A 22,714-nucleotide genomic window follows, 5' to 3' on the forward strand; every position below is an offset into this window, starting at 1 on the left:
AAGGCCTTGGCCCCAAGGGGCTCCGCCAGTCCGCGAGTTTCGCGCACTGGCGCGATACGCGTTTGCCCCCTTCGGAATGCCTTTCGATTGGGTTTGGCCCACGGTGTTCGCCCCACGAAGTATGGGCGAGAAACCGGGGCGAGAAACAAGGGAACGACGGACGGACATGTTCGAGACGCTGTCGGATAGGCTCGGCAAGGCCCTGGAAGGGCTGACGTCGCGCGGCGCGCTGAAGGAAAGCGACGTCGAGGCGGCGATGCGCGACGTGCGCGTGGCCTTGCTGGAGGCCGACGTCGCGCTGCCTGTCGTCAAGGACTTCATCGGCCGCGTGAAGAAGGAAGCGGTCGGCGAGAAGGTCCTGAAATCCGTCACGCCCGGCCAGCAGGTGGTCAAGATCGTCCATGACGAACTGGTCGCGATGCTGGGCGCGGAGGAGGAGGAGCAGAAACTCCGCCTCCTCGGCGAGCCGCCGCAGGCGCTGATGATGGTCGGGCTCCAGGGCTCCGGCAAGACGACCTCCACCGCCAAGCTGGCCCGCCGCCTGAAGGAGAAGGACCGCAAGAAGGTCCTGATGGCGTCCCTCGATGTCAACCGCCCGGCCGCGCAGGAGCAGCTCAAGGTCCTGGGCGAGCAGATCGACGTCGCTACCCTGCCGATCGTGAAGGGCCAGGGCCCGGTCGATATCGCCAAGCGCGCGATGCAGGCGGGGCGCCTGTCCGGATATGACGTGGTTATCCTCGACACCGCCGGCCGGCTGCATGTGGACGAGGCGCTGATGGACGAGGTGGCCGCGGTCAAGGCCGCCGCCAACCCGTCGGAGATCATGCTGGTCGTGGACGCCATGACCGGCCAGGACGCCGTCAACGTGGCGGAGAGCTTCACCAAGCGCATCGGTCTGACCGGCGTGCTGCTGACCCGCGTCGACGGTGATGCGCGCGGGGGCGCGGCGCTCAGCATGCGCCAAGTGACCGGCTGCCCGATCAAATTCCTCGGCACCGGCGAGAAGTCGGAGGCGCTTGAGGTCTTCCGCGCCGACAGCATCGCCAGCCGCATCCTCGGCATGGGCGACATCGTCTCGCTGGTCGAGAAGGCCTCCGAGACGATCGAGCAGGAAGAGGCCGAGCGCATCGCCAAGCGCATGCAGAAGGGTCAGTTCGACCTGGACGATATGCGCAAGCAGCTCGAACAGATGCGCAAGATGGGCGGCATGGAAGGGCTGATGGGCATGTTGCCCGGCATCGGCAAGATGAAGAAGCAACTCGCCGCCGCCAATATCGACGAGAAGATGCTGAAGCGTCAGGAGGCGATCATCCAGTCGATGACGCCGAAGGAGCGCGGCAATCCCAAGATGCTGCACGCGTCGCGCAAGTTACGCATCGCGGCAGGGTCCGGCACCTCGGTGCAGGAGGTCAACAAGGTGCTCAAGCAGCACCAGCAGATGGCCAAGATGATGAAGCAGTTCACCAAGATGGGGAAGAAGGGCGGCATGCCGACCCTTCCCGGTATGGGCGGCGGCATGCCGCCCGGCGGGCTTCCCCCCGGTTTCGGCGGCCCGCGCTAGGGATAGTCAAGGGTCCGCCCTGCCACCCGTTTCGAACCGATCAACGATCACAGCGTTGGAGTTAGACGATGAGCTTGAAGATCCGTATGGCCCGCGGCGGCGCGAAGAAGCGCCCTTTCTACCGTATCGTGGTGGCGGACAGCCGCATGCCGCGCGATGGCCGCTATATCGAGAAGATCGGCTTCCACAATCCGATGGTTGACGCCGACAATGACGAGCGGGTGAAGATCGACCTGGATCGCGCGAAGCATTGGCTGTCCGTCGGCGCGCAGCCGAGCCCGCGGGTACACCGCTTCCTGGCCGAGGCCGGCGTGCTGGATAAGCCCGTCATCACGGCTCAGACCAAGAAGAACCAGCCCAAGGCGAAGGCCCAGGAGCGCATGCGCGAGGCCGAGGAGGCCCGCAAGGCCGCCGAGGAAGCCGCCGCCGCCCCGGCCGAGGAGGCTTCCGCCGAGGAAGCGGCCGAGAGCTGAGCCGCGCCTTCGCGCGTGTCTCGGACTTCCGGCCCTAACCCCGGTACCCCTAACTCCGGTTACGGACCATGCCCGACGGATTGACGATCGTGACGGACGGCGAGATAGCGGATACGTCGACGCGGCTGCTGATCGGACAGATCGGCGCCGCGCACGGCGTGCGCGGGCTCGTGCGCGTGAAGAGCTTCACCGCCGATCCGGCCGACCTGACCGCCTATGGCGCGCCGCGCGACGCGGCCGGCCGGGCCGTCGCGCTGGAAATCGTCGGGCAGTCGAAGGGCCAGTTGCTGGCCCGTATCGACGGGGTCGCCGACCGGAACGCGGCCGATGCGTGGCGCGGAACCGATCTCTATATCGACCGTGCCGATCTGCCGAAACCGGAAGATGCCGACGACTTCTATCATGCCGACCTGCTGGGTTTGCGGGTGGAGGACAAGGCGGGCCGGACGATCGGCCATGTGCGGGCGATCCATGATTTCGGCGCGGGCGACGTGTTGGAAATCGTGGAGGAGGGCGGGGAAAGCCGCTATCTGCCCTTCACGCGCGAGGCGGTCCCGAGCGTCGATTTGATGGCCGGGCGCCTCGTCGCCGATCCGCCGGCCGAGGTCGGCGATCCGGAACCGCAGGGGGCCGGTCCGCTGGACGGGGACAGAGACGGGGAGGGAGGACGATGACCATCGCGTCCGCTTCCTGGACGGCCACCGTGCTGACGCTGTTCCCGGAGATGTTTCCGGGGCCGCTCGCCCATTCGATCGCCGGCAAGGCGCTGGAACGGGGCGATTGGGCGGTCGATACGGTCGATATCCGCGACTTCGCCACCGACCGGCACAATACCGTGGACGACACGCCCTTCGGCGGCGGGGCCGGCATGGTGATGCGCGCGGATGTGGTGGATGCGGCGATCGCCTCGGTCGCGGATCGTCCGGGACCGCTGGTCTATCTGACGCCGCGCGGCCGGCCGTTCGATCAGGCGATGGCGGCGGACTGGGCGGCGGGGTCCGGGGTGACACTGCTGTGCGGGCGGTACGAGGGGGTCGATCAGCGGGTCCTCGACAAGCGCGCGCCGCTGGAGGTCAGCCTCGGCGATTTCGTCCTGTCCGGCGGTGAGCCGGCGGCTCTGGTGATGCTGGATGCCTGCGTGCGGCTGTTGCCGGGCGTGATGGGCAGCCGGGACTCACTGGAGGAGGAAAGTTTCGAGCGCGGATTGCTTGAATATCCGCATTATACCCGGCCGGCGGATTGGGAAGGGCGCCCGGTGCCCGAGACCCTGCTGTCCGGCCATCACGGGAAGATCGCCGCCTGGCGGCGCGAACAGGCCGAGCGGGCGACCGAGCGCCGGCGCCCGGACCTCTGGTCGCGCTATCGCGACGGCCGGGCGATGGAGACGACAAAACACGGGGCGGCCTGCTGAGGTCTTGCCTTCGACACGGAATAGCGCCTTTTTAGAGGAAAGGAAGAGTGCCATGAACATCATCGAACAGCTCAATGCCGAGGAGGTCGCGAAGCAGACCGCCAAGGGCGTGCCCGATTTCCAGGCGGGCGACACGCTGCGCGTCAACGTCAAGGTCGTCGAAGGCGGCCGCGAGCGTATCCAGGCCTTCGAGGGCGTGTGCATCGGGCGCAAGAACGCGGGCGTGAACAGCTCCTTCCGCGTGCGCAAGATCAGCTATGGCGAGGGCGTGGAGCGCGTCTTCCCGCTGCACAGCCCGCGCATCGATTCGATCGAGGTCGTGCGGCGCGGCAAGGTTCGCCGCTCGAAGCTCTATTTCCTGCGCGGCCGCACCGGCAAGTCCGCCCGCATCATCGAGCGCAAGACCGGCCACGGCTTCTCCTCCGCTTACGATATTCCGGCGAGCGATGTCGCCCCGGCGGAGCAGCCCGCGGCGGCCGAGGGCGATCAGGGCTGATCGTCGGTCGTCCGGCGGGGCGGGGCGACCGCCCGCGCCGGGCATGTTGAGCGTCGGGTTGGCAACGGCCCCGCGCGTCCATTGGTGAGAGAGCGTGACGAAAGATGACTGCGCCGAAGACGCTGTTCGATAAGATATGGGATTCGCACCTGGTCGACCGTCAGGACGACGGGTCCTGCCTGATCTATATCGACCGGCATCTCGTCCACGAGGTGACGAGCCCGCAGGCCTTCGAGGGGCTGCGCAACGCGGGCCGTAAGGTTCGCCGGCCAGACCAGACCCTCGCCGTGGCGGACCACAATGTCCCCACCGGCGATCGGTCGAAGGGGATCGAGGACGAGGAAAGCCGCATTCAGGTCGACACGCTTGCCAAGAACTGCGCGGATTTCGGCGTGCCCTACTACGCCATGGACGATATCCGCCAGGGCATCGTCCACATCATCGGGCCGGAACAGGGCTTCACTCTGCCGGGCACGACGATCGTGTGCGGTGACAGCCATACCGCGACGCACGGGGCCTTCGGCGCGCTCGCCTTCGGGATCGGCACCTCCGAGGTCGAGCATGTGCTGGCGACCCAGACGCTCGTTCAGAGCCCGGCCAAGAACATGCGCGTGACGGTCGACGGCGATCTGCCGATCGGCATCACGGCGAAGGATCTGGTGCTGGCGATCATCGGGCGGATCGGCACGGCCGGCGGGACCGGCCATGTGATCGAGTTCGCGGGGCCGGCGATCAAGGCGCTCTCCATGGAAGGGCGGATGACCGTCTGCAACATGACGATCGAGGGCGGTGCGCGCGCCGGCCTGATCGCGCCGGACGAAACCACCTTCGCGTATCTGCAAGGCCGTCCCATGGCACCCAAGGGTGGTCAGTGGGAACAGGCGGTCGCCTATTGGCGGACCCTGCCGTCGGACGAAGGCGCGACCTACGACAAGGAAGTCGTGCTCGACGTGCACGAGATTCCGCCGCAGGTCACCTGGGGCACCAGCCCGGAAGACGTGGCGCCGATCGACGGGACGATTCCCGACCCCGACAGCTTCCCCAGCGATGGGAAGAAGTCGGCGGCGCGCCGCTCCCTCGACTACATGGCGCTGAAGGCCGGGACGGCGATGCGCGACGTCGCGATCGACAAGGTCTTCATCGGCTCCTGCACCAATGGGCGGATCGAGGATATTCGCGCCGTCGCCGAGATCGCCAAGGGCCGCAAGGTGGCCGACGGCATCCATGCGATGGTCGTCCCCGGCTCCGGCCTGGTGAAGGAAATGGCGGAGCGCGAGGGGCTGGACCGTATCCTCAAGGAAGCCGGCTTCGATTGGCGCGAGCCGGGCTGTTCCATGTGCCTTGCCATGAACGCCGACAAGCTGTCGCCGGGTGATCGCTGCGCCTCCACCTCGAACCGTAATTTCGAGGGGCGCCAGGGGCGCGGCGGGCGCACCCACCTGATGAGCCCCGCGATGGCCGCGGCGGCCGCGATCGAGGGCCGGCTGGCCGACGTGCGGGAGTTCCTGAAATGAGCGATGCGACCTTCGACGCCGCCGCTGGTGGCCTGCCGGACGACCTGCTTGAGCGCCTTTTCGGCACCGAACGCCTGAAGCGGGGCTGGCGCGTCCTGATCCCCGCCAATGACGACGAGGGCGAGGAGATGCACCCCGCCTTTATCAATGCGCTGTTCAAGCGCCGCGGGAATTGGTGAGGCGGGAGGAGTAGTCCATGCAACCCTTCAAGCAGCTCAACGGCATCGCGGCGCCGCTCGATCTGGTCAATGTCGATACCGACATGATCATTCCGAAGCAGTATCTGAAGACGATCCAGCGCACCGGCCTCGGCCGCGCGCTGTTCGACGAGATGCGGCATAACGAGGACGGGACGGAGAAGCCGGAATTCGTCCTGAACCAAGAGCCCTATCGCCATGCCTCGATCCTGGTCGCGGGCGATAATTTCGGCTGTGGGTCGAGCCGCGAGCACGCGCCCTGGGCGCTCTTGGACTTCGGTATCCGCTGCGTGCTGGCGCCGAGTTTCGCCGACATCTTCTATAACAACTGCTTCAAGAACGGCATCCTGCCGATCCGCCTGCCGGAGGAGACGATCCGTGCCCTGATGGGCAAGTGCGATCGCGGCCACAATGCCCAATGGTCGATCGACCTGGAGCGGCAGGTGGTCGTCGATCCGGACGGCGAGGAGATTGCGTTCGAGATCGACCCCTTCCGCAAGCATTGCCTGCTGAATGGTCTCGACGATATCGGGCTGACGCTGCAGAAGGACGACAAGATCGACGCCTTCGAGAAGAGCTGCCAGAGCGACAAACCCTGGCTGACCCCGGCCGCCGCCGAATAGGCCGAACGGCCCAAAAGACCTTCCGCGTCCGTCCGCGATCGCGCGCCGCCTTTCCATCCGCCTTCGGGACCGGTAAGGGAAGGCGTGTCGGCGCGATCCAAGCATGTCGGAAGGGAGCGATTGAGGATATGGCACTCCGCTGGTTCCAACGGCTGAAGCAGGGCTTGGCGAAGACCTCCTCCCGGCTTACCGACGGGGTGCAGGGCATATTCACCGGCCGCCGGCGCCTCGACGAGGAGGCGCTGGAGGATCTGGAGGATCTGCTGATCACCGCCGATCTGGGGCCGGCGACGGCGGCCAAGCTGACGGCGGAACTCGCCCGGACGCGGTTCGAGAAGGAAGTGTCCGGCGAGGAGGTGCGCGAGGCCTTCGCCGCCTCCATCACCGATATCCTGGCGCCCACCGCGAAACCGCTGGAGGCCGGGAACGATCCGACCAAGCGCCCGCATGTCGTGCTGGTCGTGGGCGTCAACGGGTCGGGCAAGACGACGACCATCGGAAAGCTCGCCCACCAACTGCGTGGACAGGGAAAGTCGGTCATGCTCTGCGCCGGCGATACTTTCCGCGCGGCGGCGATCGAACAGCTCCGCATCTGGGGCGAGCGGGTCGGCGCGCCCGTCGTCGCGCGTGATTCCGGCGCCGATGCGGCGGGCCTTGCCTTCGACGCCTATAAGCAGGCGCGGGAAGCCGGAACCGACGTGCTGCTGATCGACACGGCCGGGCGTCTGCACAACAAGAAGGATCTGATGGACGAGCTTTCGAAGATCGTCCGGGTGTTGCGCAAGCTCGACGAGACCACGCCGCACGACATCGTCATGGTGCTCGACGCGACGGTCGGCCAGAACGCGTTGCAGCAGGTACAGGTCTTCCGGGAACTGGTCTCGATCACCGGCCTGGTGGTGACGAAGCTGGACGGCACCGCCAAGGCGGGGGTGCTGATCGCGCTGGCGGAGACGTTCGGTCTGCCGGTTCATGCGGTCGGCGTCGGCGAGACGGCGGAGGATCTGCGCCCCTTCAAGGCGGAGGATTATGCGCGCGGGTTGATGGGCCTCGAATAGGCGGGCGATCTATCCGGTGGGAGTCTTGGCCGCGCGGTTGCCGGTCGTGCGGACGTTGGCGAACTTGCTCTTGGCTTCGGACAGGCTGGTCAGAAGCTCCTTGCCGGTCTCCCCGCCATCGCCCTTGATCTTCTCCTTGGTGACCACCTTGATCAGGTCGATATGGGCCTTGATCAGGTCGAGAAGCGACGGCGTGATCTCCATGTCCTCGCCCGTATGCTCATAGAGCGATTTGCCGAACTGGGTCATCAGCGGATAGCCGAAAATGCCGCCCTGGCCGCGCAATTCATGCGCGATGCGGCGGATCTCGGAGACATGAACCGAGGCGTTCTCCATATCCTCGATCGCGCGGTTCTGTTCCTGCGTCAAATGTTCCAGCGTCTCGGCCACCCAATCGCTGTAGTCGCCTTCCATCGATTGGATCTTGGCTTCCGCCGCCTCCAGGACGGCCGGGTCGAAGGCCGGTTCGTCCGGCCCAGGCGTGCCGGTCGCGAGTTTTGCCCGCAAGCTGCGCGGCAGACGGAAATACCAGATTTTCTTGCTAGAATTCTTGAGTGACGCCACGTCCTTCGCGGAATGCACGATCTCCACGTCGTCCTCGGTGTTGATGCGACGATCGGTCTCGACCGGCTTCGCGCGGCGCCGGCGGTCGGGGCCGAAATAGGTGGGCGCGAAGATGGTCTGACGCGGGCGCTCGATCAGCGCGATGAGACGGGACGCCAACATCTCGGCCGAGAAGGGCTTGGCCAGGAACTCGTCGATGCCGTTGTCCCGCGCCTTGACCAGTGTCTCCATGTCGGCGGCGGCGGAAACCATCAGGAAGGGCAGGAAGCGGTCCGGCGAATTCTCGCTGCGCCGGATCCAGCGTAGCACCATCGCGCCGTCGACCGTCGGCATGAAGTAATCGCAAATGACGACGTCGATGCCGGTATGCCCGACCATCTGGCCCGACTTCGTTTTCTGCACGGGCTTCAGGATGCGGATCGCCTGTTCACCGTCCTCCGCGATCGTGATCCGATCGACCCCCAGCGCGCGCAGCACATTGATGAACAGACTGCGCATGAAGGCGCTGTCCTCGACCAGCAATACCGAGAGTCGGGAAAAATCGAGACGTGCCATCGCCAATCAACCTCTACTTATTCTTGGATACTGGCAGTATCGGCATGAGATCATCGGTCCGCCGATCTCGTTATTTCTTCTTATCCTATACGAGAATTAATGGCGGGTGAATCATCCTTGGTGGCGCGCATGGCAAAATAAAATGCCCTCCGGTCGTCGTGCCATCGTCCGCCGCCGCTCTCGCCGAAAGCGGAGCCGCGCGCGATTCAGGACAGGATGTTGAGATAGAAGCCGCGACGCGGCACGCCGTCGCGGGGGCCGCGCCCCCCATCGAATGCAAGAAGGGTCTTGAGCCGGGCCATCGCCCCGTCGATATCGAACGGGTCGCGTCGGCCCCCCCCTCCGCGTCTGCCCGCGCCGGGGCCCTTGTCCGCGGCGTCGGTGAGTGACGGGCGTGTCGGCGCGGGACCCGGCGCGATCCGCCCGGCATTGGATTGCGCGCGGGGTTCGAGCCGGCCCGAGCCGGAAGGGAAGCCTGACGGATCACTCATGGGTAAAAATACTATCCGCTTCGCAACGCGTGGGCAATCGGCGGTTTCTTGGGCGGGGAGCGACCGTTATAAGCGTGGAACGGATCGGAAAGCAGCTATCGGAGACGGGAGCGGATGACGGAATCGAGGGACGGCGAACGCGCCGCGCCGAAATGGGTCGGGCCGGCCAGCGAGTACGGGCCGTTGATCCTGTTCGTCATCGCCTATTGGCTGGACGGGCTGATGATGGCCACGAAGGTGGTGATCGGCGCGACGTTGGTGGCGGTCGCCCTGTCCGTTTGGTTGACCCGCAAATTGCCCTGGATGCCGGTGGTGACGGCGGTGATCGTCACGGTCTTCGGCGGGCTCACGATCCTTCTCGACGACGAAATCTTCATCAAGATGAAGCCCACCATCGTCCAGCTGTTGTTCGCGGCGGTGCTGTTGGGCGCGCTGGCGGTGAACCGGCTGCCGCTGAAGAAGGTGATGGGCGGCGGGATCGCCATGCCGGATCATGCCTGGCGGCAACTCAGCCTGCGCTTCGGGCTGTTCTTCATCGTCATGGCCGGTGTGAACGAGGCCGTCTGGCGCACGCAATCGACCGATTTCTGGGTGACCTTCAAGGTCGCGGGTATCCTCGGCCTGACCTTTCTGTTCGTGATGAGCCAAGTGCCCTTCATCAGCCGCCACGGCACGCACCGGACCGGCGAGGACGACGGCCAGGGGGGGCGGGACGCTCAATAATCGCCGGTTTCTCCCGGCGGGTTGGTGAAGGGGGCGAACCGGGTCGCTTCGGCCACCGCGCGCCAATGCTCCAATGCCCACCGGACGGAGGGGAAGGCGAGGTCGTCCCACGGGATGTCGGCCCAATCGAAAAGGCCGACCGCCTCCGTTTCCTCGCCCGCGCCGATGCCGTCCGGATTGTCGATCCGGGCGCGATGGATCAATTGCACCTGGCTTATGCGGGGGATGTTGTAGACGGCGAGCAGGGCGTCGATCGTCAGCCGTGCCAGCGCCTCCTCCGCCGCCTCGCGCCGGGCGCCGTCCTCGACCGTCTCGTGATTCTCCAGATAGCCGGCCGGCAGGGTCCAGAAGCCGCGCCTGGGATTGATCGACCGGCGGCAGAGCAGGATGCGCCCCTCGTGGCTCGCCACGCTGCCGACGACGATCTTTGGGTTCTGATAATTGACGAAGCCGCAATCGGGACAGACCAGCCGCTCGCGGTTGTCGCCCGCCGGAACGTGGCGTAGCCAGTCGCCGCCGCCCATATTGTCGCGTGCCTCGCCGGCTGTCGGGCCGGCTCTGTCGTTGCCCTGGTTCATGACGCGGAAGGATGGGGCAAGGGCTTGCGCCCGGCAAGGTCGGGCGTGCATTAAGACGGCGCGCGGCCGGCCCGCGTGGCCGGCGTGCGTGGCATGGGGGAAAGGCTCATATGGCGAAAGCGAAGACGGGGCGCGACATGATCGCCGCCATCCTGGAGGAGGCGGAGGACCATTACCGCCAGGGGGCCCTGGAGGCGGCGGCGGATGCTTATGACCGGGTCCTGGCGCACGATCCGGACCATATCGACGCGCTGGAATGGCGGGGCGAGATCGCCGTGCAGCAGGACGATTACGAGGTCGCGGCCGAGATGCTGGGTCGGGCACGAAGCCTGCGCGGCGACGCGGATTTCGCGGAATATACCAATCTGGGCCTCGCCTATTACGAACTCGGCCGGGCGCGCGACGCGGTCGATGCCCTGGCCCGCGCGATCGAGCGTGACGGCGGCGACCTTGTCTCCCATTCGAACCTGGGCAAGGCGCTCTATGAATATCATCAGAAGGTCGATCCGGAGGATGCCCGTCGCGTCGCCTCGGACTGGCTGAAGCGGTTCCCGGACAATCCCGACGCCCGGCATATCGGCGCCGCCGTCTCCGGCAAGAAGCGGCCGAGTGTCGCCAACGCCGCCTATGTCGCGGATGTCTTCGACGATTATGCGCCGAATTTCGACGAGAAGATCGCGGAGCTTTCCTATAAGGCGCCGGAACTGCTCAACACGCTGATCGCGGCGCATCTGCCGGCGCCTTCGAAGGCGCTTTCGGTCCTGGATGCGGGCTGCGGCACGGGCCTCGCGGGGCCGCATCTGCGTCCCTACGCGGCGACGCTGGTCGGTGTCGACCTGTCGCGCAAGATGTTGGCCAACGCCAAGGCGAAGGCGCTCTACGACCGCCTGGAGCGCGCGGAACTGATCGATTTCCTGAGCGACGGAAAACCCGCCTATCACCTGATCACGGCGGCCGATGTGCTGTGTTATTTCGGGGCGCTGGACAAGGCCTTCGTCGGGTTCTTCCACGCGCTGCATCCGGGGGGGCATGTCGCCTTCACGGTGGAGCGCCTGGGGAAGGCGGGGCGCAGTGAATATCGCCTCGATCCCAGCGGCCGTTACAAGCATGCCCGGGCCTATGTCGCCCGGACATTGGAAGCCGCCGGCTTCGAGACGCTAAGCGCGGAGAAGGATATCCTGCGCTATGAATATGGCGAGCCGGTGGACGGTCTCGTCGTCCTCGCGCGGAAACCCGGATAGTCGGAAACGGCCGGCGCCGATGGCGGCGCCGGCGGGGATCAAGCGTAGATGTCGAGGAGTTGGCCGCGGCCGCTCTCACGCGGCGGCGGCGCGCCCTCGGGCTGCTCGGGGCGGGTGGCGGCACGGTCGGACGCGACCCGCTGGTCGCGCGTTTCCGTCGCCTCGACCGCCTGACGGGTTTGAACGGGGCCGGTCACCTCGGCGCGATCGGGGCGCGAGCGCGGACCGGTCTCCGCGCGCTCCGGGGCGGAAGGCTGGGCGAGGGAGGCGCGCTGCGCCTGCGTTTCGCGCTGAAGGGCGGCGGTCTGGGCGGCGAGGCCCGCCTGCGCCGGATTGTTCGCTTCGAGAATCACGTCGGTGCGCTCCACCAGGCCCGCCACGGGGGACCCCGACCGATGTCGGGGCGTCACGGGCGGGCGATTTCGTCCGGGGCGTTCTTACCTCGGTATTCCTTACCGCGTGCTTAATGCGAAAGGATTATTTTTGGGCTGCTGCATGTTTGAGGATACCGACTTTTGGTCCGGATCGCGGGCCGTTCTATGTCATCGTGATGGACCGGGGCGATAGCGCGCGCCCGCCGTCGCCGTGCCGGTATCGCTAACGACGCGGCCATCGGCGACCAACATTTCCAGATGCGCCAGGACCGACCGGCCGGCCGCGGGTTTCAGGCCAGGCGGGATGTCGGTATAGATGCGATCGACCATGGCCGGGACCGTCTCCCGCCCTTCCGCGATCGTGGCGAGGATCTGCGCCTCCCGGTCCCGGCGATGGGCGATGAAACCCGCGACATGGGCGTGCGCGTCGTCGATCGGCGCGCCGTGCGTGGGGTAGTAGCGGGTCTCCGGCCGGGCGAGCAGCTTGTCCAGCGCGGCCAGATAATCCGCCATGTCCCCGTCGGGCGGGGAGATCACGCTGGTGGACCACCCCATGACGTGATCGCCGCTGAAGAAGGCCCCTTCGGGCTCCACCGCCTCGCGATAGCTGAAACAGAGATGGTTGGAGGTATGGCCCGGCGTGTGCACCGCCTCCACCGACCAGCCGGTACCGGTGACGACCGCGCCGTCGCCGATCCGGATATCCGGGTCAAAGCCGTGATCCGCGCCTTCCTCCACCGCGTCGGCCCCGCGCGATCCGCCGTGCGGGCCATGGCCGTAAATCGGGCAATGCCCGGGGCCGCCGCGCAGCGCCTGCAGGGGGCGCGCCGCCGGCACATGGTCGCGGTGGGTGTGGGTGATCAGGATCGCCTCTATCGTCTCCCCGGCCAGCGCCCGGTCCAGCGCCGCGATATGCGCCGGCAGGTCCGGCCCCGGATCGATCACCGCCACATGCCCTTCGCCCAGGATATAGGTACCGGTCCCGTGGAAGGTGAAGGGCCCCGGATTCTCGGCCACGACACGCCGGATCCCGGGCGCGACGGTGACGCATTCGCCATATCGGGGCTCGAAGCGTTTGTTGAAGGATATCGCCGTCATGACCCTCCTCATACCCTACATGGCAGGGTCATGCGAGCCGATCGCGCCGGTCGATATGTCCTGGTTGTTCGTTCCACTGCCTTGACAGCATGCCGGGTGTTGACGGCATCCTTGCGGGTGCCGGTTGGATCGAGGGGGCTCTCCAGTCATGGCGGATGATGATGCCGGGTGGGGGATGCGTGCGCGGACGCGGGTCGTGGGACGCTTCCTGTTCTATTTTCTCGGCGGCTTCGCGCTCTTCACCCTCGACCCGTTCGGTTTCGACCGTATCACCGATTATTATTCCGAGCGGATCATCCAACTCGCGTTCTCCCCCTTCTACGAGAGCGGGACGCCGGTCTGGAACGACGGCCGTGACGCGGCTTGGCTCCATCCCCCGGATGAACGGGGCGAGGGGAGTGCCGTCACCGTCGTCATGCTGGATAAAAGCACGACAGAGCAACTCGAACTACCTTGGCCAATTCCTTATAAGAATCATGGGATTCTGCTCGACCGCGTGTTGAAGAGCTGCCCCCGTGCGCTTTTCATCGATTTCCGCTTTTTGCGCGTCCATAGGGAAGGGGAAGTTCGGCACCTGGAACGCGTCCTTCTCAATTTCTTCGGGGTCGAGGGGACGGAGGAGGCATCGCCGTGGGAGCGCCTTGCCGAAGCACCGCCCGGGGGCATTGCACCCGGGCGCTTATCCGGGGCCCATGAATGCGAGAGCCAGATCGCGTCGGGGGCGCTCGATCTACCGCCGGGGCATTTCCGGGCCGGGACTTTTCCGCTTTTCTTCGCGCATGCGGATGAACTCGACACGCCATTGATCGGTCGGCTCGGTCTGTTCGGAAGGGCGCTGCCAACGCGCTTCGTCACCGCTGGACGGGTCAGCGACTATCACGGCGGGTATCCGCTCGCCCTGTCGTTCGCGGAAAAAGCCGGGGACACGAAGGAGAGTGAAGAAGGCGACGACGATGTTGCCACGCCGGCGGTCGCGCTATACCGCGTTTTCCGCGGTGTGCCGGCGGCGCAAGCGATAGAACCGCCCGATCCGGACGATTTTCTGGGTAAGATGTATTTACGGTGGGGCTATTGGATGTCTCCCCGGCAACCCGACTATCGGGACGGCATGGTGGGGTGCGAGACACGGTGCGGGATGACGGGGGTCGCAGGGGGCATTCTTCCCGTCCTGAAAAGTGTGGAATTGCTGGTGGGGTCCTTGGTGTCCGGCGCGCGCGGTCGGGATGAAGCGAATGCCCTGTATTGCCCGCCGATTCTCGAAATTCCCGCGCAGTTGCCGATGCATATCGGTACGCCACCGGATGCCTATCGGGACGACTTGCGGGGCCGGCTGGTGCTTTATGGCGGCAATCTGAGCCAGACGCCGGACCTCGCCTTCTCCCCGGTGCAGGGACCGATTCCGGGAGTCTATGTCCATGCGATGGCGCTCGATAACCTTCTGACGATGGGCCCGAAAGGCTATGCGACCCGCTTGTCGGAGGGATGGAGCCGGGCAATCGAGCTCGTGCTTCTCGCGATACTCGCCTTCTTTGCGGTTCGTCGGAAGGAGACGCGGGACGACACATATGTCGAGCAGGCGGCGGAGCCCTGGCAGGCCGACAGGACGGATCTCTTCCTGTTCTTTCGGGCGGTTGGATTGAGCCTCCTGATCGCTGTTGCCGGGATCAGCGTTTCCTTCATCGGCCAGTTCGCACCGGCGAACTTCATCGGGCTTCTCGCCGCGAGCGGGGTGATCGGGGTGCTGCAGTCCAGCGGGTTGTTCCATTGTGTCCGCTGGGTCGCCAGGAAACTCGACCGCAGGGTTTTCGATTCAAGGGATTGAGGCATGCGCCGAAACCTGCCGAAGGGGGACCGACCGCCCGTGCAGGACGTCGTTTAGAAGCGCGTTACGTCTTCATGTTCCGTGCAATTTTATATATACTGCACGTGTGTGGAGAGCCCGCGATTGGCTGGCAGGGGTTTTCGTCGGAGGGGGACTTGAGAAAAATTAAAGGATTCTGCGCCATACTGCCCGGGGCGTCGATAACGCTGTTCGCCTGGATGACCGTGACGGCCCTGGCCGAGGAACGGATCACCATCGCGGCGATGAGCAAGCCCGAGATTCGCCTATATACCGTCGATGCGGAGCCTGCCGGCTCGCTCAAGCAGGGCTCGCCGGAAGCGGCCAATGTTTTCCCGCAATCCTATGCGAAGACGGATGTGAACGATTACGGCATGCTGCCGTTGGTGGTCGGCGATGTACTCTACTTCATCGACCCGTTGGTCGTTCAGACCAATACCGAACCCTTGAAATGTCCTACCGGGTCCTCCGTCGCGGGGGCGGGAGTGCGCAGCACCGCCGGATCCGGAAGCAAACTGTGCATGTAAGGGTGGGGCGCGGCCGCGATATCTATTTTTGAGGGGGGCATAATGATTGGAAGATTTCGCGTTTCCCGTTCGCGGGGCGCCGTGTTGGCACGTGCCATGGCGACCGGAGTCGGCGTCCTGATGCTCGCCGGCTGTCAGACGGGCAGCGATACGATCGATTCGATGAATCCCTTCGCCGACAGTGTCGATATCAGTTCCCGGATCGTCGACCAGTACCTCGAAGGGCAAGGCCTGCCGCCGGATTCATTCCCGGCGCCGGAAGATCGGCGGCGCGCGCCCGATCTTCTGCCTCCCGGCGTGGGGAGCGAGGTTGCCTATCGCGACCATTATGGCACGATCTCAGTTCCCGCCATGGAGGAATCGCTGAACGATATCCTGCAACGATTGCAGGCGACGCTTCCGGGCGACCCGCCGGCGGCACGGGTCTATATCGAGCCCGGTATGGGGTTCGCCGCCAGGGCGGAGCGGAGCGGGGCGATCTTCGTCACCTTCGGAACGGTGCTGGGCAAGGATGGAATCGGTTGGGAGGCCGAAGGCCTCAAGGACGATCATTTGGCCTTCCTGATCGCGCATGAGTACGCCCATATCCTGATGGATCATTTCGGCGACATCGAAACCGAACAGGACATGCTCAAGCTCGCGCAGATGGCGCGTGTGGGTTTGTTGGCGCGTAACAAGGTGGATGACGACCGCGACAGCGAGGATCTGGAGCGCAATATGCGCGCCCCGAACATCGCGCTCGCCGTCAGCGAGGCCTCGCTGTTGAGGACCTGGGGGCGATCCCAAGAATATGAGGCCGATCTTCTCGCCCATGATCTCATGGCCGCCGCCGGGTTCAACCCGCGCGATTCCTCCAACGCGATCCGTCTGATTAAGGATGTCGATGACGTGGTGGGGCGCATCCCCTTCTTCAATTCGGAGGAATTCCAGTCGATTGCCGCGCAGACTCTGCAAGGTGGCCTCGATAAGGGAAATCTTGTCAGCCGCGCTTCTGACGCCGGGTTCGCTTTATTCCAACAAATGAGTAAAGAAGTTTTCGGCAAGGACCATCCAAGCCAGAACGAGCGCTTGGAGCAGTTGTCCCTCTATGACGAGAAGCAGTATCGGGAAGTGACGCGCGCCTATGTACCGCGTTTCGTAAAATCCAGTGACAGGATGCTGCGCGATCTCTCCACCGATTCCCGGTTCCGGACCTGGGAGGCGGCCTATACCAGCACCCTGAAGGCGATCGCCCTTTCCGAGGAGACGGAATATCCCGTCACGGAAACGGGAGAGCCGGCGAAGCCCATTTTCGCCTCTGGCTTCGCGCGCACCTTCCGGGAAGCGCGTGCGGCTCTCGGCAGGACGGGGCAGGAGGACGCGTTCCTACGCGAACGCTTCGCCGAACTGCGCGAGCACGAGGGCGAGGACGAGACCGCCATCGATAATCTTGAATTAGTGGTCGGTGAGATGGGGGACGACACCCCGTTGAAGACCCTTATCGAACTCGTGAACCGGCGACTGGATAGCGGGAAGATTGGTGAGGCTGGCGAGGCCGTGCGCGCCGCGGTCCTTAACTATCCGGACGAACAGGCTTGGTATCCCAACAAGATCGCCGTGGAATTGCTCAGCGGCGACAGGGAGCAGGCACAACGCACATTTGATGCCTGTCAGCTTCAGGGCACTGTGACCACCACGATTGCTTGCCGGGAGGTCGCGCGCGGGAAAGGTCCGGGCTTCAACAAGAACAAGGATGCGGCACCCGCCCTTCTGGAGAGTGGCGGCAGCGTACCCACCGGTGGCGGTGCTACCGGCGGGGGAAGCATACAGAGCTTCATGCAGTCCCTGACCGGCACCTGACGCGCGGGTATTGTTCGACAATTTCCCTGGCCAATCCGCCCGGCGCATGGCTTGCGATGCGCCGTGGGTCTATCTATATGCCGGTCCAGGTATTCCCCGAGGCTATCCGATAGAGCCGGAACGATTGGAGGAGACGGCGAGAACATGGCTGCCGAATCGAAAACGACGGGCGCGGGCCAGAGCGAAACCATGGGCTTCCAGGCGGAGGTTGGCCGCCTGCTGGATATCGTCGCGAACGCGCTTTATTCCGAGCGCGAGATTTTCCTGCGCGAATTGATCTCCAACGCCGCCGACGCGTGCGACAAGCTGCGTTATCTGGCGATCGAGACGCCCGAGCTTGCCGCCGGCGACAACGACTACGCCATCACGGTGACGGCCGACAAGGTGGCGCGCACGATCACCATCGCCGATAACGGCGTGGGCATGAACCGGGACGATCTGGTCGACAATCTGGGGACCATCGCGCGCTCGGGCACCTCCGCCTTCGTGGACCGGTTGACCGGCGACAAGAAGAAGGATGTCAGCCTGATCGGTCAGTTCGGCGTGGGCTTCTATTCCGCCTTCATGGTGGCCGACGAGGTGAGCGTCACCGCGCGCCGCGCCGGCGAGGAAGAGGCCTGGCACTGGACCAGCGACGGCAAGAGTCAATTCACCATCGAGCCGGCCGAGAAGGCGACGCGCGGCACGCGCATCACCCTTCATCTGAAGGAGGATGCGGACGAGTTCCTGGAGCGCATGCGCCTGGAACGGATCATCAAGACCTATTCCGACCATATCCCCTTCCCGATCCGCCTTGCCATCGCGGGCGACGAGAAGGACGAGGCGGAAAGCGCGGAGGAAACGCCCGCGCAGGTCAATGAGGGGTCGGCCCTGTGGACCCGGCCGAAGTCGGAGATCGACGACGCGCAATACAGCGCCTTCTACAAGCATGTCAGCCACGGCTTCGACGAGCCTTGGATGACGCTTCACTTCCGCGCGGAAGGCGTGATCGAATATACCGGCCTCGTCTTCGTGCCGACGGAGCGGCCCTTCGATCTGTTCAACCCGGAACGGATGTCGAAGGTGAAGCTCTATGTGAAGCGGGTCTTCATCACCGAGGAATGCGACGAGCTGTTGCCGAGCTGGCTGCGCTTCCTGCGGGGCGTGATCGACAGCGAGGACCTGCCGCTCAACATCAGCCGCGAGATGCTGCAGAACAATCCGGTGGTGGCGAAGATCCGCTCCGGGCTGGTCAAGCGCGTGCTGGGCGAGCTTGCCAAGAAGGCGGAGAAGGAGCCGGAAACCTATACTAAATTCTGGGAGAACTTCGGCCTTGTCCTCAAGGAAGGTCTCTATGAGAGCGCGGCCGACCGGGAGAGCCTGTTTCCGCTGACCCGCTTCGCCTCCACCACGGCGGATGGGTTGACCAGTCTCGACGACTATATCGCGCGCATGAAGGACGGTCAGAAGGCGATCTACTACATCGCCGGCGATGACGCGGATAAGCTTCGCAAGAGTCCGCAGATCGAGGGCTTCGCGAAGAAGGGCGTCGAGGTCCTGCTGATGACCGATCCGGTCGACGAGTTCTGGATTCCCGCCTGCGGGGAATACAAGGGCCATGCCTTCAAGTCGGTCACCCGGGCCGGCGCCGACCTGTCCGACATCAAGGCGGACGATGCGCCGGACGCGGAGAAGGACGAGGACAAGGCGGAGGAAAGCAAGGATGGCGCGGTCGAGGGCCTCGCCATCGCGCTCAAGCTGAAGCTGGGCGAGACGGTGAAGGAGGTACGCGCCTCCGACCGGCTGACCAATTCGGCCGTCTGCCTCGTCGCGGATGAAAGCGGCATGGACATCCATCTGGAGCGCATGCTGCGCCAGCATAAGCAGTTGGATCAGGCGAGCCCGCGCATCCTCGAACTCAATCCCGACCATCCGCTGATCAAGGCGCTGGCGTCGAAGGCCGGTGCCGACGGCACCGGCGATATCGGGGAGGCGGCGGAACTCCTCTACGATCAGGCGCTGATCGTGGAAGGAGAGCAGCCGAGCGATCCCTCGGCCTTCGCCCGGCGCCTGTCTGAGGTGATGGCGAAGGCGATCGGCTAGGCGGCGGCCTTCTCGCGCGGCGGTCGTCAGGCCCCGGGGGTGATATCCGGCAGGCAGGCGCGCAGCGCCGCCATATCGTCCGCGATAGCGGCCTCGGTCCTGGTTTCCATCCGGCGGAAGGTGTCGAGCACCCGGTCTCCCATTGGGGTCAGCGCGGCGCCGCCTTGGGCCGAGCCGCCGCGCCGCGTCTCCACCAGCGGCTCGCGGAAGGCGGCGTTCATCGCCTCGACCAGGCTCCAGGCGCGCTTATAGCTCATCCGCAGCCGGCGGCCCGATGCCGCGATGGAGCCGGTTTCCCGGATACCCTCCAGGATGTCCGCCTTGCCCGGCCCGATGGCGATGCCGTTCCCCAGGTCGAGGCGCAGGCGCGCGCCGGGCGGGCGGGGTGAGCGCCGGCTCATGCCGTATCCACCGTCGTCGCCCGCCATCGTGTCCGCCACCGAGACGGTCGCGTGGCGTGCCGTCGGTTTCTCATCATGACCGCTCTCCCGTTGTTTCGTTCGGGACGCTTCGTCCCCACCCTTCCATCCCTACCCCAGGCGCCCGGGACTTGGCGAGAGGGCGGGCGTCGGGCCGGTGGCGTCGGGCCGGTGGCGCGGCGTCGTACCACATCGCGTATTGCTTGCTATTCGTCTCGTTCGGACGTTCCCTTGACGGGGCACCGTGAGTGAAGGAGTGCGCGATGACGCCGGAAATCGAGACCTTCTTCGATGAGGCAACCAACACCGCCACGCATTTGGCCCACGATCCGGGAAGCGGGCGGGCGGTGGTGATCGACCCCGTGCTCGACTATGACGCGGCGTCGGGGCGGACGGGCCGTGCATCGGCCGACCGCGTGATCGCGCGGGTCGAGGCGCTCGGCCTTCAGGTCGATTGGATACTGGAAACCCACGCCCATGCCGATCACCTGACGGCCGCCCCTTATCTCAAGCAGCGGCTGGGCGCGCGGATCGGGATCGGCGCGCGGATCACCGAGGTACAGGCGATCTTCGCCACGCTCTTCAACGCCGGCGATGATTTCGAGCCGGACGGCCGGCAATTCGACCGGCTGTTCGAGGACGAGGACCACCTTTCCGTCGGTGGCATGGACATCCGCGTCCTGCACACGCCCGGCCATACGCCGGCCTGCGTCACCTATGTGATCGGCGGGGCGGCGTTCGTCGGCGATACGCTCTTCATGCCGGATCACGGGACGGCGCGCTGCGACTTTCCGGGCGGGGATGCGGCCATGCTGTACCGCTCGATCAGGCGGCTTTTCACGTTGGGCGACGGGATGCGGCTGCTGCTCTGTCACGATTACGCGCCCGGTGGACGGGCTTATGAATGGGAAACGACCGTCGGCGCCCAGCGGGCGCAGAACCGTCAGGCGCGCGACGGGATCGACGAGGCCGAATTCGTGCGCCTGCGCGAGGAGCGCGACGCCACGCTGGCCGTGCCGGCGCTTCTGCTGCCCGCCATTCAGGTTAATATGCGCGCCGGTGACTTCCCGCCGGCGGAGGATAACGGGACCGTCTATCTGAAAATCCCGATCGATCGGTTCTGACCCCCGCGCCGCCCCATCCGGGCCTTGGAAGGACGATGCCATGACACCTTACGCGGATTGGATTTCGGGCGCCCTCGGTGGCGCGTTGATCGGCCTCTCGGCGCTCGCGCTGCTGGCCCTGATGGGACGGATCGCCGGTATCAGCGGCATCGCCGGCGCGCTGGTCGAGGGGCGGCGCGATGGGTTCGGCTGGCGGCTGGCCTTTGTCGCCGGGCTGGTTGCCGGCCCCTTGCTCCATGCGGTCTTGCGCGGTGGGGAGGCGGTGGCCGTGCGCCTCGATGTGGGGTGGCCCTGGCTGATTCTCGGCGGGTTGCTCGTCGGGTTCGGGACGCGGCTGGGAAGCGGCTGCACCAGCGGGCACGGTGTCTGCGGGCTGGCGCGGTTGAGCCCCCGGTCCCTCGCCGCGGTCGCGACCTTCTTCGCGGTCGCGCTCGCCGTCGTCCTGGTCACGCGCCGGGTGCTCGGCCCGGCCGCCGGATTCGGAGGATAGGCGATGCGGATTCAGCGCATTCTCGCGGGGGCGGGCGCCGGGTTGCTCTTCGGGCTGGGGCTCGCGCTTTCCGGTATGATGGATCCGGCCCGGGTGATCGGCTTCCTGGATGTCGGGCGCCTTGTGGGGGCGGGCGTCTGGGACCCGACACTTGGCTTTGTCATGGGCGGCGCGTTGCTGGTGACGCTGCCGGGTTTCGCGTTGATGCGCCGGCGGGGGGCGCCGCTGCTGGCGGATCGGTTCGAATGGCCCAGCCGCCGGGATATCGACCGGCGCCTCCTTCTCGGCGCGGTGCTGTTCGGCGCTGGATGGGGGCTCGTCGGGTTCTGTCCGGGGCCGGCCTTGGCCGCCCTGTCCAGTGGCCTTGCCCCCGTTTTCATCTTCGTTGCCGCGATGGTCGCAGGGTTCCTTCTGTTCCGCCTATTGGCCGGGGGGAAGTAGCGTCAGCGCTGTTCCTCCAACCGGTCGGTCGCGGGCGGCGGCGTGCGGGATAGGGCGGCGATCTCCCGCCACAATCCTTCATCCATGCCGACCGAGACGGAGGCGAGCGAGGGGCGCAGTTGCTCGACCGACCGCGCGCCGACGATCGGGCAGGTGATGCCGGGATGGAAGCCCGCCCAGGCGACGGCGAGGCTGACAGGATGCACGCCGCGCGCATCGGCGAAGGCGGTGAAGGCCTCGGCCACGTCATAGTACCAGGCTTCGTCATAGCGCTTGGCGTATTCCCCGTTGGTGACGAGGCGCGTGCCCTCCGGCTTGCCGTCGCGGCGGTATTTCCCGGTCAGGAGACCGCCGCCGTTCGGGCCGTAGCTGATGACGCCCAGCCCCTCGGCCTCGGCCAGCGGCAGGATTTCCACCTCCGCCTGGCGTTTCACCAGATTGTACATCGGCTGGATCACGTCGAGGCGCGCCCACCCCCGCGCCGCCTGGATGCCGAGCGCCTTGGCGATCTGCCAGGCGGCGAAGTTGCTGGCGCCGAGATAGAGCACCTTGCCGTCGCGCACCAACTGCTCCAGCGCCCGCAGCGTTTCCTCCAACGGCGTGTCCTGGTCCCAGCGATGCAGGAACAGGACGTCGAGCCGGTCCGTGTCGAGACGCTTCAGGCTCGCCTCCACCGCGCGGGCGATGTGCCGGCGGTTGAGGCCGCGGGCATTGATATCGACCCCCTCCTTGCCGACCGGCATGGCGAGCTTCGAAGTCAGGACGATCGCGTCGCGTTCATGCGCGATCAGCCGTCCCAGGATCTCCTCCGCCGCGCCGCCGTTATAGGTGTCGGCGCAATCGAAGAAATTGATCCCCGCCTCGCGGCAGGCGGCATAAAGACGGCCGGCCTCGGCCGCGTCGGCGTCCCCGCCGAAGGACATGGTGCCGTAGCAGAGTTGGGACACCTGCACACCCGTGCGGCCCAGCCAACGCATCTCCATCGGTCGTTCCTT

The 22,714-nt window shown here is 65.8% G+C and carries 25 protein-coding genes; 18 read left to right on the top strand and 7 right to left on the bottom strand.

Annotated features, from left to right (window positions below):
- Positions 1–166 precede the first annotated feature (166 nt).
- The 9 genes from ffh to ftsY all read left to right on the top strand — a co-directional run bounded on the left by ffh (position 167) and on the right by ftsY (position 7,333).
- On the top strand, positions 167–1,561 hold the full coding sequence (ffh, locus tag KAJ83_RS18175; protein ID WP_210683538.1) for a signal recognition particle protein: 1,395 nt from the start codon (positions 167–169) through the stop codon (positions 1,559–1,561).
- A gap of 68 nt (positions 1,562–1,629) precedes the next feature.
- Entirely contained in the window at positions 1,630–2,034 is a 405-nt protein-coding gene (gene rpsP / locus KAJ83_RS18180) for a 30S ribosomal protein S16 (protein ID WP_210683539.1), read from the top strand.
- 68 nt (positions 2,035–2,102) lie between these two features.
- Complete coding sequence (rimM, locus tag KAJ83_RS18185) at positions 2,103–2,708, top strand: ribosome maturation factor RimM (RefSeq protein ID WP_210683540.1); 606 nt, start codon at positions 2,103–2,105, stop codon at positions 2,706–2,708.
- Positions 2,705–3,445, top strand: coding sequence for a tRNA (guanosine(37)-N1)-methyltransferase TrmD (gene trmD, locus KAJ83_RS18190; protein ID WP_210683541.1), 741 nt, complete (start codon positions 2,705–2,707; stop codon positions 3,443–3,445). Before rimM ends, trmD begins: the two co-directional genes overlap by 4 nt.
- 52 nt (positions 3,446–3,497) lie before the next feature.
- A complete protein-coding gene (gene rplS, locus KAJ83_RS18195) occupies positions 3,498–3,941 on the top strand; it encodes a 50S ribosomal protein L19 (RefSeq protein WP_210683542.1) in 444 nt (147 codons plus the stop codon).
- A 104-nt stretch (positions 3,942–4,045) separates the two neighbouring features.
- Complete coding sequence (gene leuC / locus KAJ83_RS18200) at positions 4,046–5,455, top strand: 3-isopropylmalate dehydratase large subunit (RefSeq protein ID WP_210683543.1); 1,410 nt, start codon at positions 4,046–4,048, stop codon at positions 5,453–5,455.
- Complete coding sequence (locus tag KAJ83_RS18205; protein WP_210683544.1) at positions 5,452–5,634, top strand: hypothetical protein; 183 nt, start codon at positions 5,452–5,454, stop codon at positions 5,632–5,634. Before leuC ends, KAJ83_RS18205 begins: the two co-directional genes overlap by 4 nt.
- 17 nt (positions 5,635–5,651) lie before the next feature.
- A complete protein-coding gene (gene leuD / locus KAJ83_RS18210) occupies positions 5,652–6,275 on the top strand; it encodes a 3-isopropylmalate dehydratase small subunit (RefSeq protein ID WP_210683545.1) in 624 nt (207 codons plus the stop codon).
- Between the two features lie 128 nt (positions 6,276–6,403).
- Positions 6,404–7,333 (top strand): signal recognition particle-docking protein FtsY, encoded by a 930-nt coding sequence (gene ftsY, locus KAJ83_RS18215; protein WP_210683546.1) that lies wholly within the window; start codon positions 6,404–6,406, stop codon positions 7,331–7,333.
- Between the two features lie 9 nt (positions 7,334–7,342).
- Here ftsY and KAJ83_RS18220 read toward each other — a convergent pair whose 3' ends face one another.
- A complete protein-coding gene (locus tag KAJ83_RS18220) occupies positions 7,343–8,452 on the bottom strand; it encodes a response regulator (protein ID WP_210683547.1) in 1,110 nt (369 codons plus the stop codon).
- A 206-nt stretch (positions 8,453–8,658) separates the two neighbouring features.
- Positions 8,659–8,943, bottom strand: a complete 285-nt coding sequence (locus KAJ83_RS18225) for a hypothetical protein (RefSeq protein ID WP_210683548.1) — start codon at positions 8,941–8,943, stop codon at positions 8,659–8,661.
- A 114-nt stretch (positions 8,944–9,057) separates the two neighbouring features.
- Between KAJ83_RS18225 and KAJ83_RS18230 the strand changes: the two genes are divergently transcribed.
- On the top strand, positions 9,058–9,666 hold the full coding sequence (locus KAJ83_RS18230; RefSeq protein WP_210683549.1) for a septation protein A: 609 nt from the start codon (positions 9,058–9,060) through the stop codon (positions 9,664–9,666).
- On the opposite strand, the gene KAJ83_RS18235 is transcribed toward KAJ83_RS18230, so the two are convergent.
- Positions 9,660–10,190 carry an NUDIX hydrolase gene (locus tag KAJ83_RS18235; protein WP_210683550.1) on the bottom strand — a complete coding sequence of 177 codons (531 nt, stop codon included), beginning with the start codon at positions 10,188–10,190 and terminating at the stop codon, positions 9,660–9,662. The two genes, KAJ83_RS18230 and KAJ83_RS18235, sit on opposite strands and share 7 nt — an antisense overlap.
- Positions 10,191–10,354: 164 nt before the next feature.
- On the opposite strand from KAJ83_RS18235, the gene KAJ83_RS18240 reads away from it, so the two are divergent.
- Entirely contained in the window at positions 10,355–11,485 is a 1,131-nt protein-coding gene (locus KAJ83_RS18240) for a methyltransferase (protein ID WP_210683551.1), read from the top strand.
- Between the two features lie 38 nt (positions 11,486–11,523).
- On the opposite strand, the gene KAJ83_RS18245 is transcribed toward KAJ83_RS18240, so the two are convergent.
- Together KAJ83_RS18245 and KAJ83_RS18250 are read right to left on the bottom strand one after the other, a co-directional pair.
- Positions 11,524–11,838 (bottom strand): hypothetical protein, encoded by a 315-nt coding sequence (locus KAJ83_RS18245; protein WP_210683552.1) that lies wholly within the window; start codon positions 11,836–11,838, stop codon positions 11,524–11,526.
- 189 nt (positions 11,839–12,027) lie between these two features.
- Positions 12,028–12,957, bottom strand: a complete 930-nt coding sequence (locus tag KAJ83_RS18250; RefSeq protein ID WP_210683553.1) for an MBL fold metallo-hydrolase — start codon at positions 12,955–12,957, stop codon at positions 12,028–12,030.
- 148 nt (positions 12,958–13,105) lie between these two features.
- Between KAJ83_RS18250 and KAJ83_RS18255 the strand changes: the two genes are divergently transcribed.
- The 4 genes from KAJ83_RS18255 (at position 13,106) to htpG (ending at position 19,245) form a co-directional block, all read left to right on the top strand.
- A complete protein-coding gene (locus KAJ83_RS18255) occupies positions 13,106–14,779 on the top strand; it encodes a CHASE2 domain-containing protein (RefSeq protein WP_210683554.1) in 1,674 nt (557 codons plus the stop codon).
- A 218-nt stretch (positions 14,780–14,997) separates the two neighbouring features.
- Positions 14,998–15,324 carry a hypothetical protein gene (locus KAJ83_RS18260; protein ID WP_210683555.1) on the top strand — a complete coding sequence of 109 codons (327 nt, stop codon included), beginning with the start codon at positions 14,998–15,000 and terminating at the stop codon, positions 15,322–15,324.
- A 96-nt stretch (positions 15,325–15,420) separates the two neighbouring features.
- Positions 15,421–17,163, top strand: a complete 1,743-nt coding sequence (locus KAJ83_RS18265) for a M48 family metalloprotease (protein WP_210683556.1) — start codon at positions 15,421–15,423, stop codon at positions 17,161–17,163.
- 144 nt (positions 17,164–17,307) lie between these two features.
- Entirely contained in the window at positions 17,308–19,245 is a 1,938-nt protein-coding gene (gene htpG, locus KAJ83_RS18270; protein ID WP_210683557.1) for a molecular chaperone HtpG, read from the top strand.
- Positions 19,246–19,271: 26 nt separating this feature from the next.
- On the opposite strand, the gene KAJ83_RS18275 is transcribed toward htpG, so the two are convergent.
- Entirely contained in the window at positions 19,272–19,673 is a 402-nt protein-coding gene (locus tag KAJ83_RS18275; RefSeq protein ID WP_246484877.1) for a winged helix-turn-helix domain-containing protein, read from the bottom strand.
- 254 nt (positions 19,674–19,927) lie between these two features.
- Between KAJ83_RS18275 and KAJ83_RS18280 the strand changes: the two genes are divergently transcribed.
- Genes KAJ83_RS18280 through KAJ83_RS18290 form a run of 3 tightly spaced genes read left to right on the top strand, consistent with a single transcriptional unit; the run spans position 19,928 to position 21,719 of the window.
- Positions 19,928–20,788 (top strand): MBL fold metallo-hydrolase, encoded by an 861-nt coding sequence (locus KAJ83_RS18280; protein ID WP_210683558.1) that lies wholly within the window; start codon positions 19,928–19,930, stop codon positions 20,786–20,788.
- 40 nt (positions 20,789–20,828) lie between these two features.
- The gene (locus KAJ83_RS18285) at positions 20,829–21,278 is read left to right on the top strand and encodes a YeeE/YedE family protein (protein WP_210683559.1); all 450 of its coding nucleotides are present in this window, start codon (positions 20,829–20,831) and stop codon (positions 21,276–21,278) included.
- A gap of 3 nt (positions 21,279–21,281) precedes the next feature.
- Complete coding sequence (locus KAJ83_RS18290) at positions 21,282–21,719, top strand: DUF6691 family protein (protein WP_210683560.1); 438 nt, start codon at positions 21,282–21,284, stop codon at positions 21,717–21,719.
- A 2-nt stretch (positions 21,720–21,721) separates the two neighbouring features.
- Here KAJ83_RS18290 and KAJ83_RS18295 read toward each other — a convergent pair whose 3' ends face one another.
- The gene (locus tag KAJ83_RS18295; RefSeq protein ID WP_210683561.1) at positions 21,722–22,702 is read right to left on the bottom strand and encodes an aldo/keto reductase; all 981 of its coding nucleotides are present in this window, start codon (positions 22,700–22,702) and stop codon (positions 21,722–21,724) included.
- Between the last annotated feature and the right edge of the window lie 12 nt (positions 22,703–22,714).

The sequence above is a fragment of the Marivibrio halodurans genome (genome assembly GCF_017963645.1).
In the GTDB taxonomy this organism is placed as follows: domain Bacteria; phylum Pseudomonadota; class Alphaproteobacteria; order UBA8366; family Aestuariispiraceae; genus Marivibrio; species Marivibrio halodurans.

What these genes read in the sequence shown, in the direction of transcription:
- ffh (WP_210683538.1), top strand. Translation starts at nt 167, where the DNA reads ATGTTCGAGACGCTGTCGGATAGGCTCGGCAAGGCCCTGGAAGGGCTG.
- rpsP (WP_210683539.1), top strand. Translation starts at nt 1,630, where the DNA reads ATGAGCTTGAAGATCCGTATGGCCCGCGGCGGCGCGAAGAAGCGCCCT.
- rimM (WP_210683540.1), top strand. Translation starts at nt 2,103, where the DNA reads ATGCCCGACGGATTGACGATCGTGACGGACGGCGAGATAGCGGATACG.
- trmD (WP_210683541.1), top strand. Translation starts at nt 2,705, where the DNA reads ATGACCATCGCGTCCGCTTCCTGGACGGCCACCGTGCTGACGCTGTTC.
- rplS (WP_210683542.1), top strand. Translation starts at nt 3,498, where the DNA reads ATGAACATCATCGAACAGCTCAATGCCGAGGAGGTCGCGAAGCAGACC.
- leuC (WP_210683543.1), top strand. Translation starts at nt 4,046, where the DNA reads ATGACTGCGCCGAAGACGCTGTTCGATAAGATATGGGATTCGCACCTG.
- KAJ83_RS18205 (WP_210683544.1), top strand. Translation starts at nt 5,452, where the DNA reads ATGAGCGATGCGACCTTCGACGCCGCCGCTGGTGGCCTGCCGGACGAC.
- leuD (WP_210683545.1), top strand. Translation starts at nt 5,652, where the DNA reads ATGCAACCCTTCAAGCAGCTCAACGGCATCGCGGCGCCGCTCGATCTG.
- ftsY (WP_210683546.1), top strand. Translation starts at nt 6,404, where the DNA reads ATGGCACTCCGCTGGTTCCAACGGCTGAAGCAGGGCTTGGCGAAGACC.
- KAJ83_RS18220 (WP_210683547.1), bottom strand. Translation starts at nt 8,452, where the DNA reads ATGGCACGTCTCGATTTTTCCCGACTCTCGGTATTGCTGGTCGAGGAC.
- KAJ83_RS18225 (WP_210683548.1), bottom strand. Translation starts at nt 8,943, where the DNA reads ATGAGTGATCCGTCAGGCTTCCCTTCCGGCTCGGGCCGGCTCGAACCC.
- KAJ83_RS18230 (WP_210683549.1), top strand. Translation starts at nt 9,058, where the DNA reads ATGACGGAATCGAGGGACGGCGAACGCGCCGCGCCGAAATGGGTCGGG.
- KAJ83_RS18235 (WP_210683550.1), bottom strand. Translation starts at nt 10,190, where the DNA reads ATGGGCGGCGGCGACTGGCTACGCCACGTTCCGGCGGGCGACAACCGC.
- KAJ83_RS18240 (WP_210683551.1), top strand. Translation starts at nt 10,355, where the DNA reads ATGGCGAAAGCGAAGACGGGGCGCGACATGATCGCCGCCATCCTGGAG.
- KAJ83_RS18250 (WP_210683553.1), bottom strand. Translation starts at nt 12,957, where the DNA reads ATGACGGCGATATCCTTCAACAAACGCTTCGAGCCCCGATATGGCGAA.
- KAJ83_RS18255 (WP_210683554.1), top strand. Translation starts at nt 13,106, where the DNA reads ATGGCGGATGATGATGCCGGGTGGGGGATGCGTGCGCGGACGCGGGTC.
- KAJ83_RS18260 (WP_210683555.1), top strand. Translation starts at nt 14,998, where the DNA reads ATGACCGTGACGGCCCTGGCCGAGGAACGGATCACCATCGCGGCGATG.
- KAJ83_RS18265 (WP_210683556.1), top strand. Translation starts at nt 15,421, where the DNA reads ATGGCGACCGGAGTCGGCGTCCTGATGCTCGCCGGCTGTCAGACGGGC.
- htpG (WP_210683557.1), top strand. Translation starts at nt 17,308, where the DNA reads ATGGCTGCCGAATCGAAAACGACGGGCGCGGGCCAGAGCGAAACCATG.
- KAJ83_RS18275 (WP_246484877.1), bottom strand. Translation starts at nt 19,673, where the DNA reads ATGGCGGGCGACGACGGTGGATACGGCATGAGCCGGCGCTCACCCCGC.
- KAJ83_RS18280 (WP_210683558.1), top strand. Translation starts at nt 19,928, where the DNA reads ATGACGCCGGAAATCGAGACCTTCTTCGATGAGGCAACCAACACCGCC.
- KAJ83_RS18285 (WP_210683559.1), top strand. Translation starts at nt 20,829, where the DNA reads ATGACACCTTACGCGGATTGGATTTCGGGCGCCCTCGGTGGCGCGTTG.
- KAJ83_RS18290 (WP_210683560.1), top strand. Translation starts at nt 21,282, where the DNA reads ATGCGGATTCAGCGCATTCTCGCGGGGGCGGGCGCCGGGTTGCTCTTC.
- KAJ83_RS18295 (WP_210683561.1), bottom strand. Translation starts at nt 22,702, where the DNA reads ATGGAGATGCGTTGGCTGGGCCGCACGGGTGTGCAGGTGTCCCAACTC.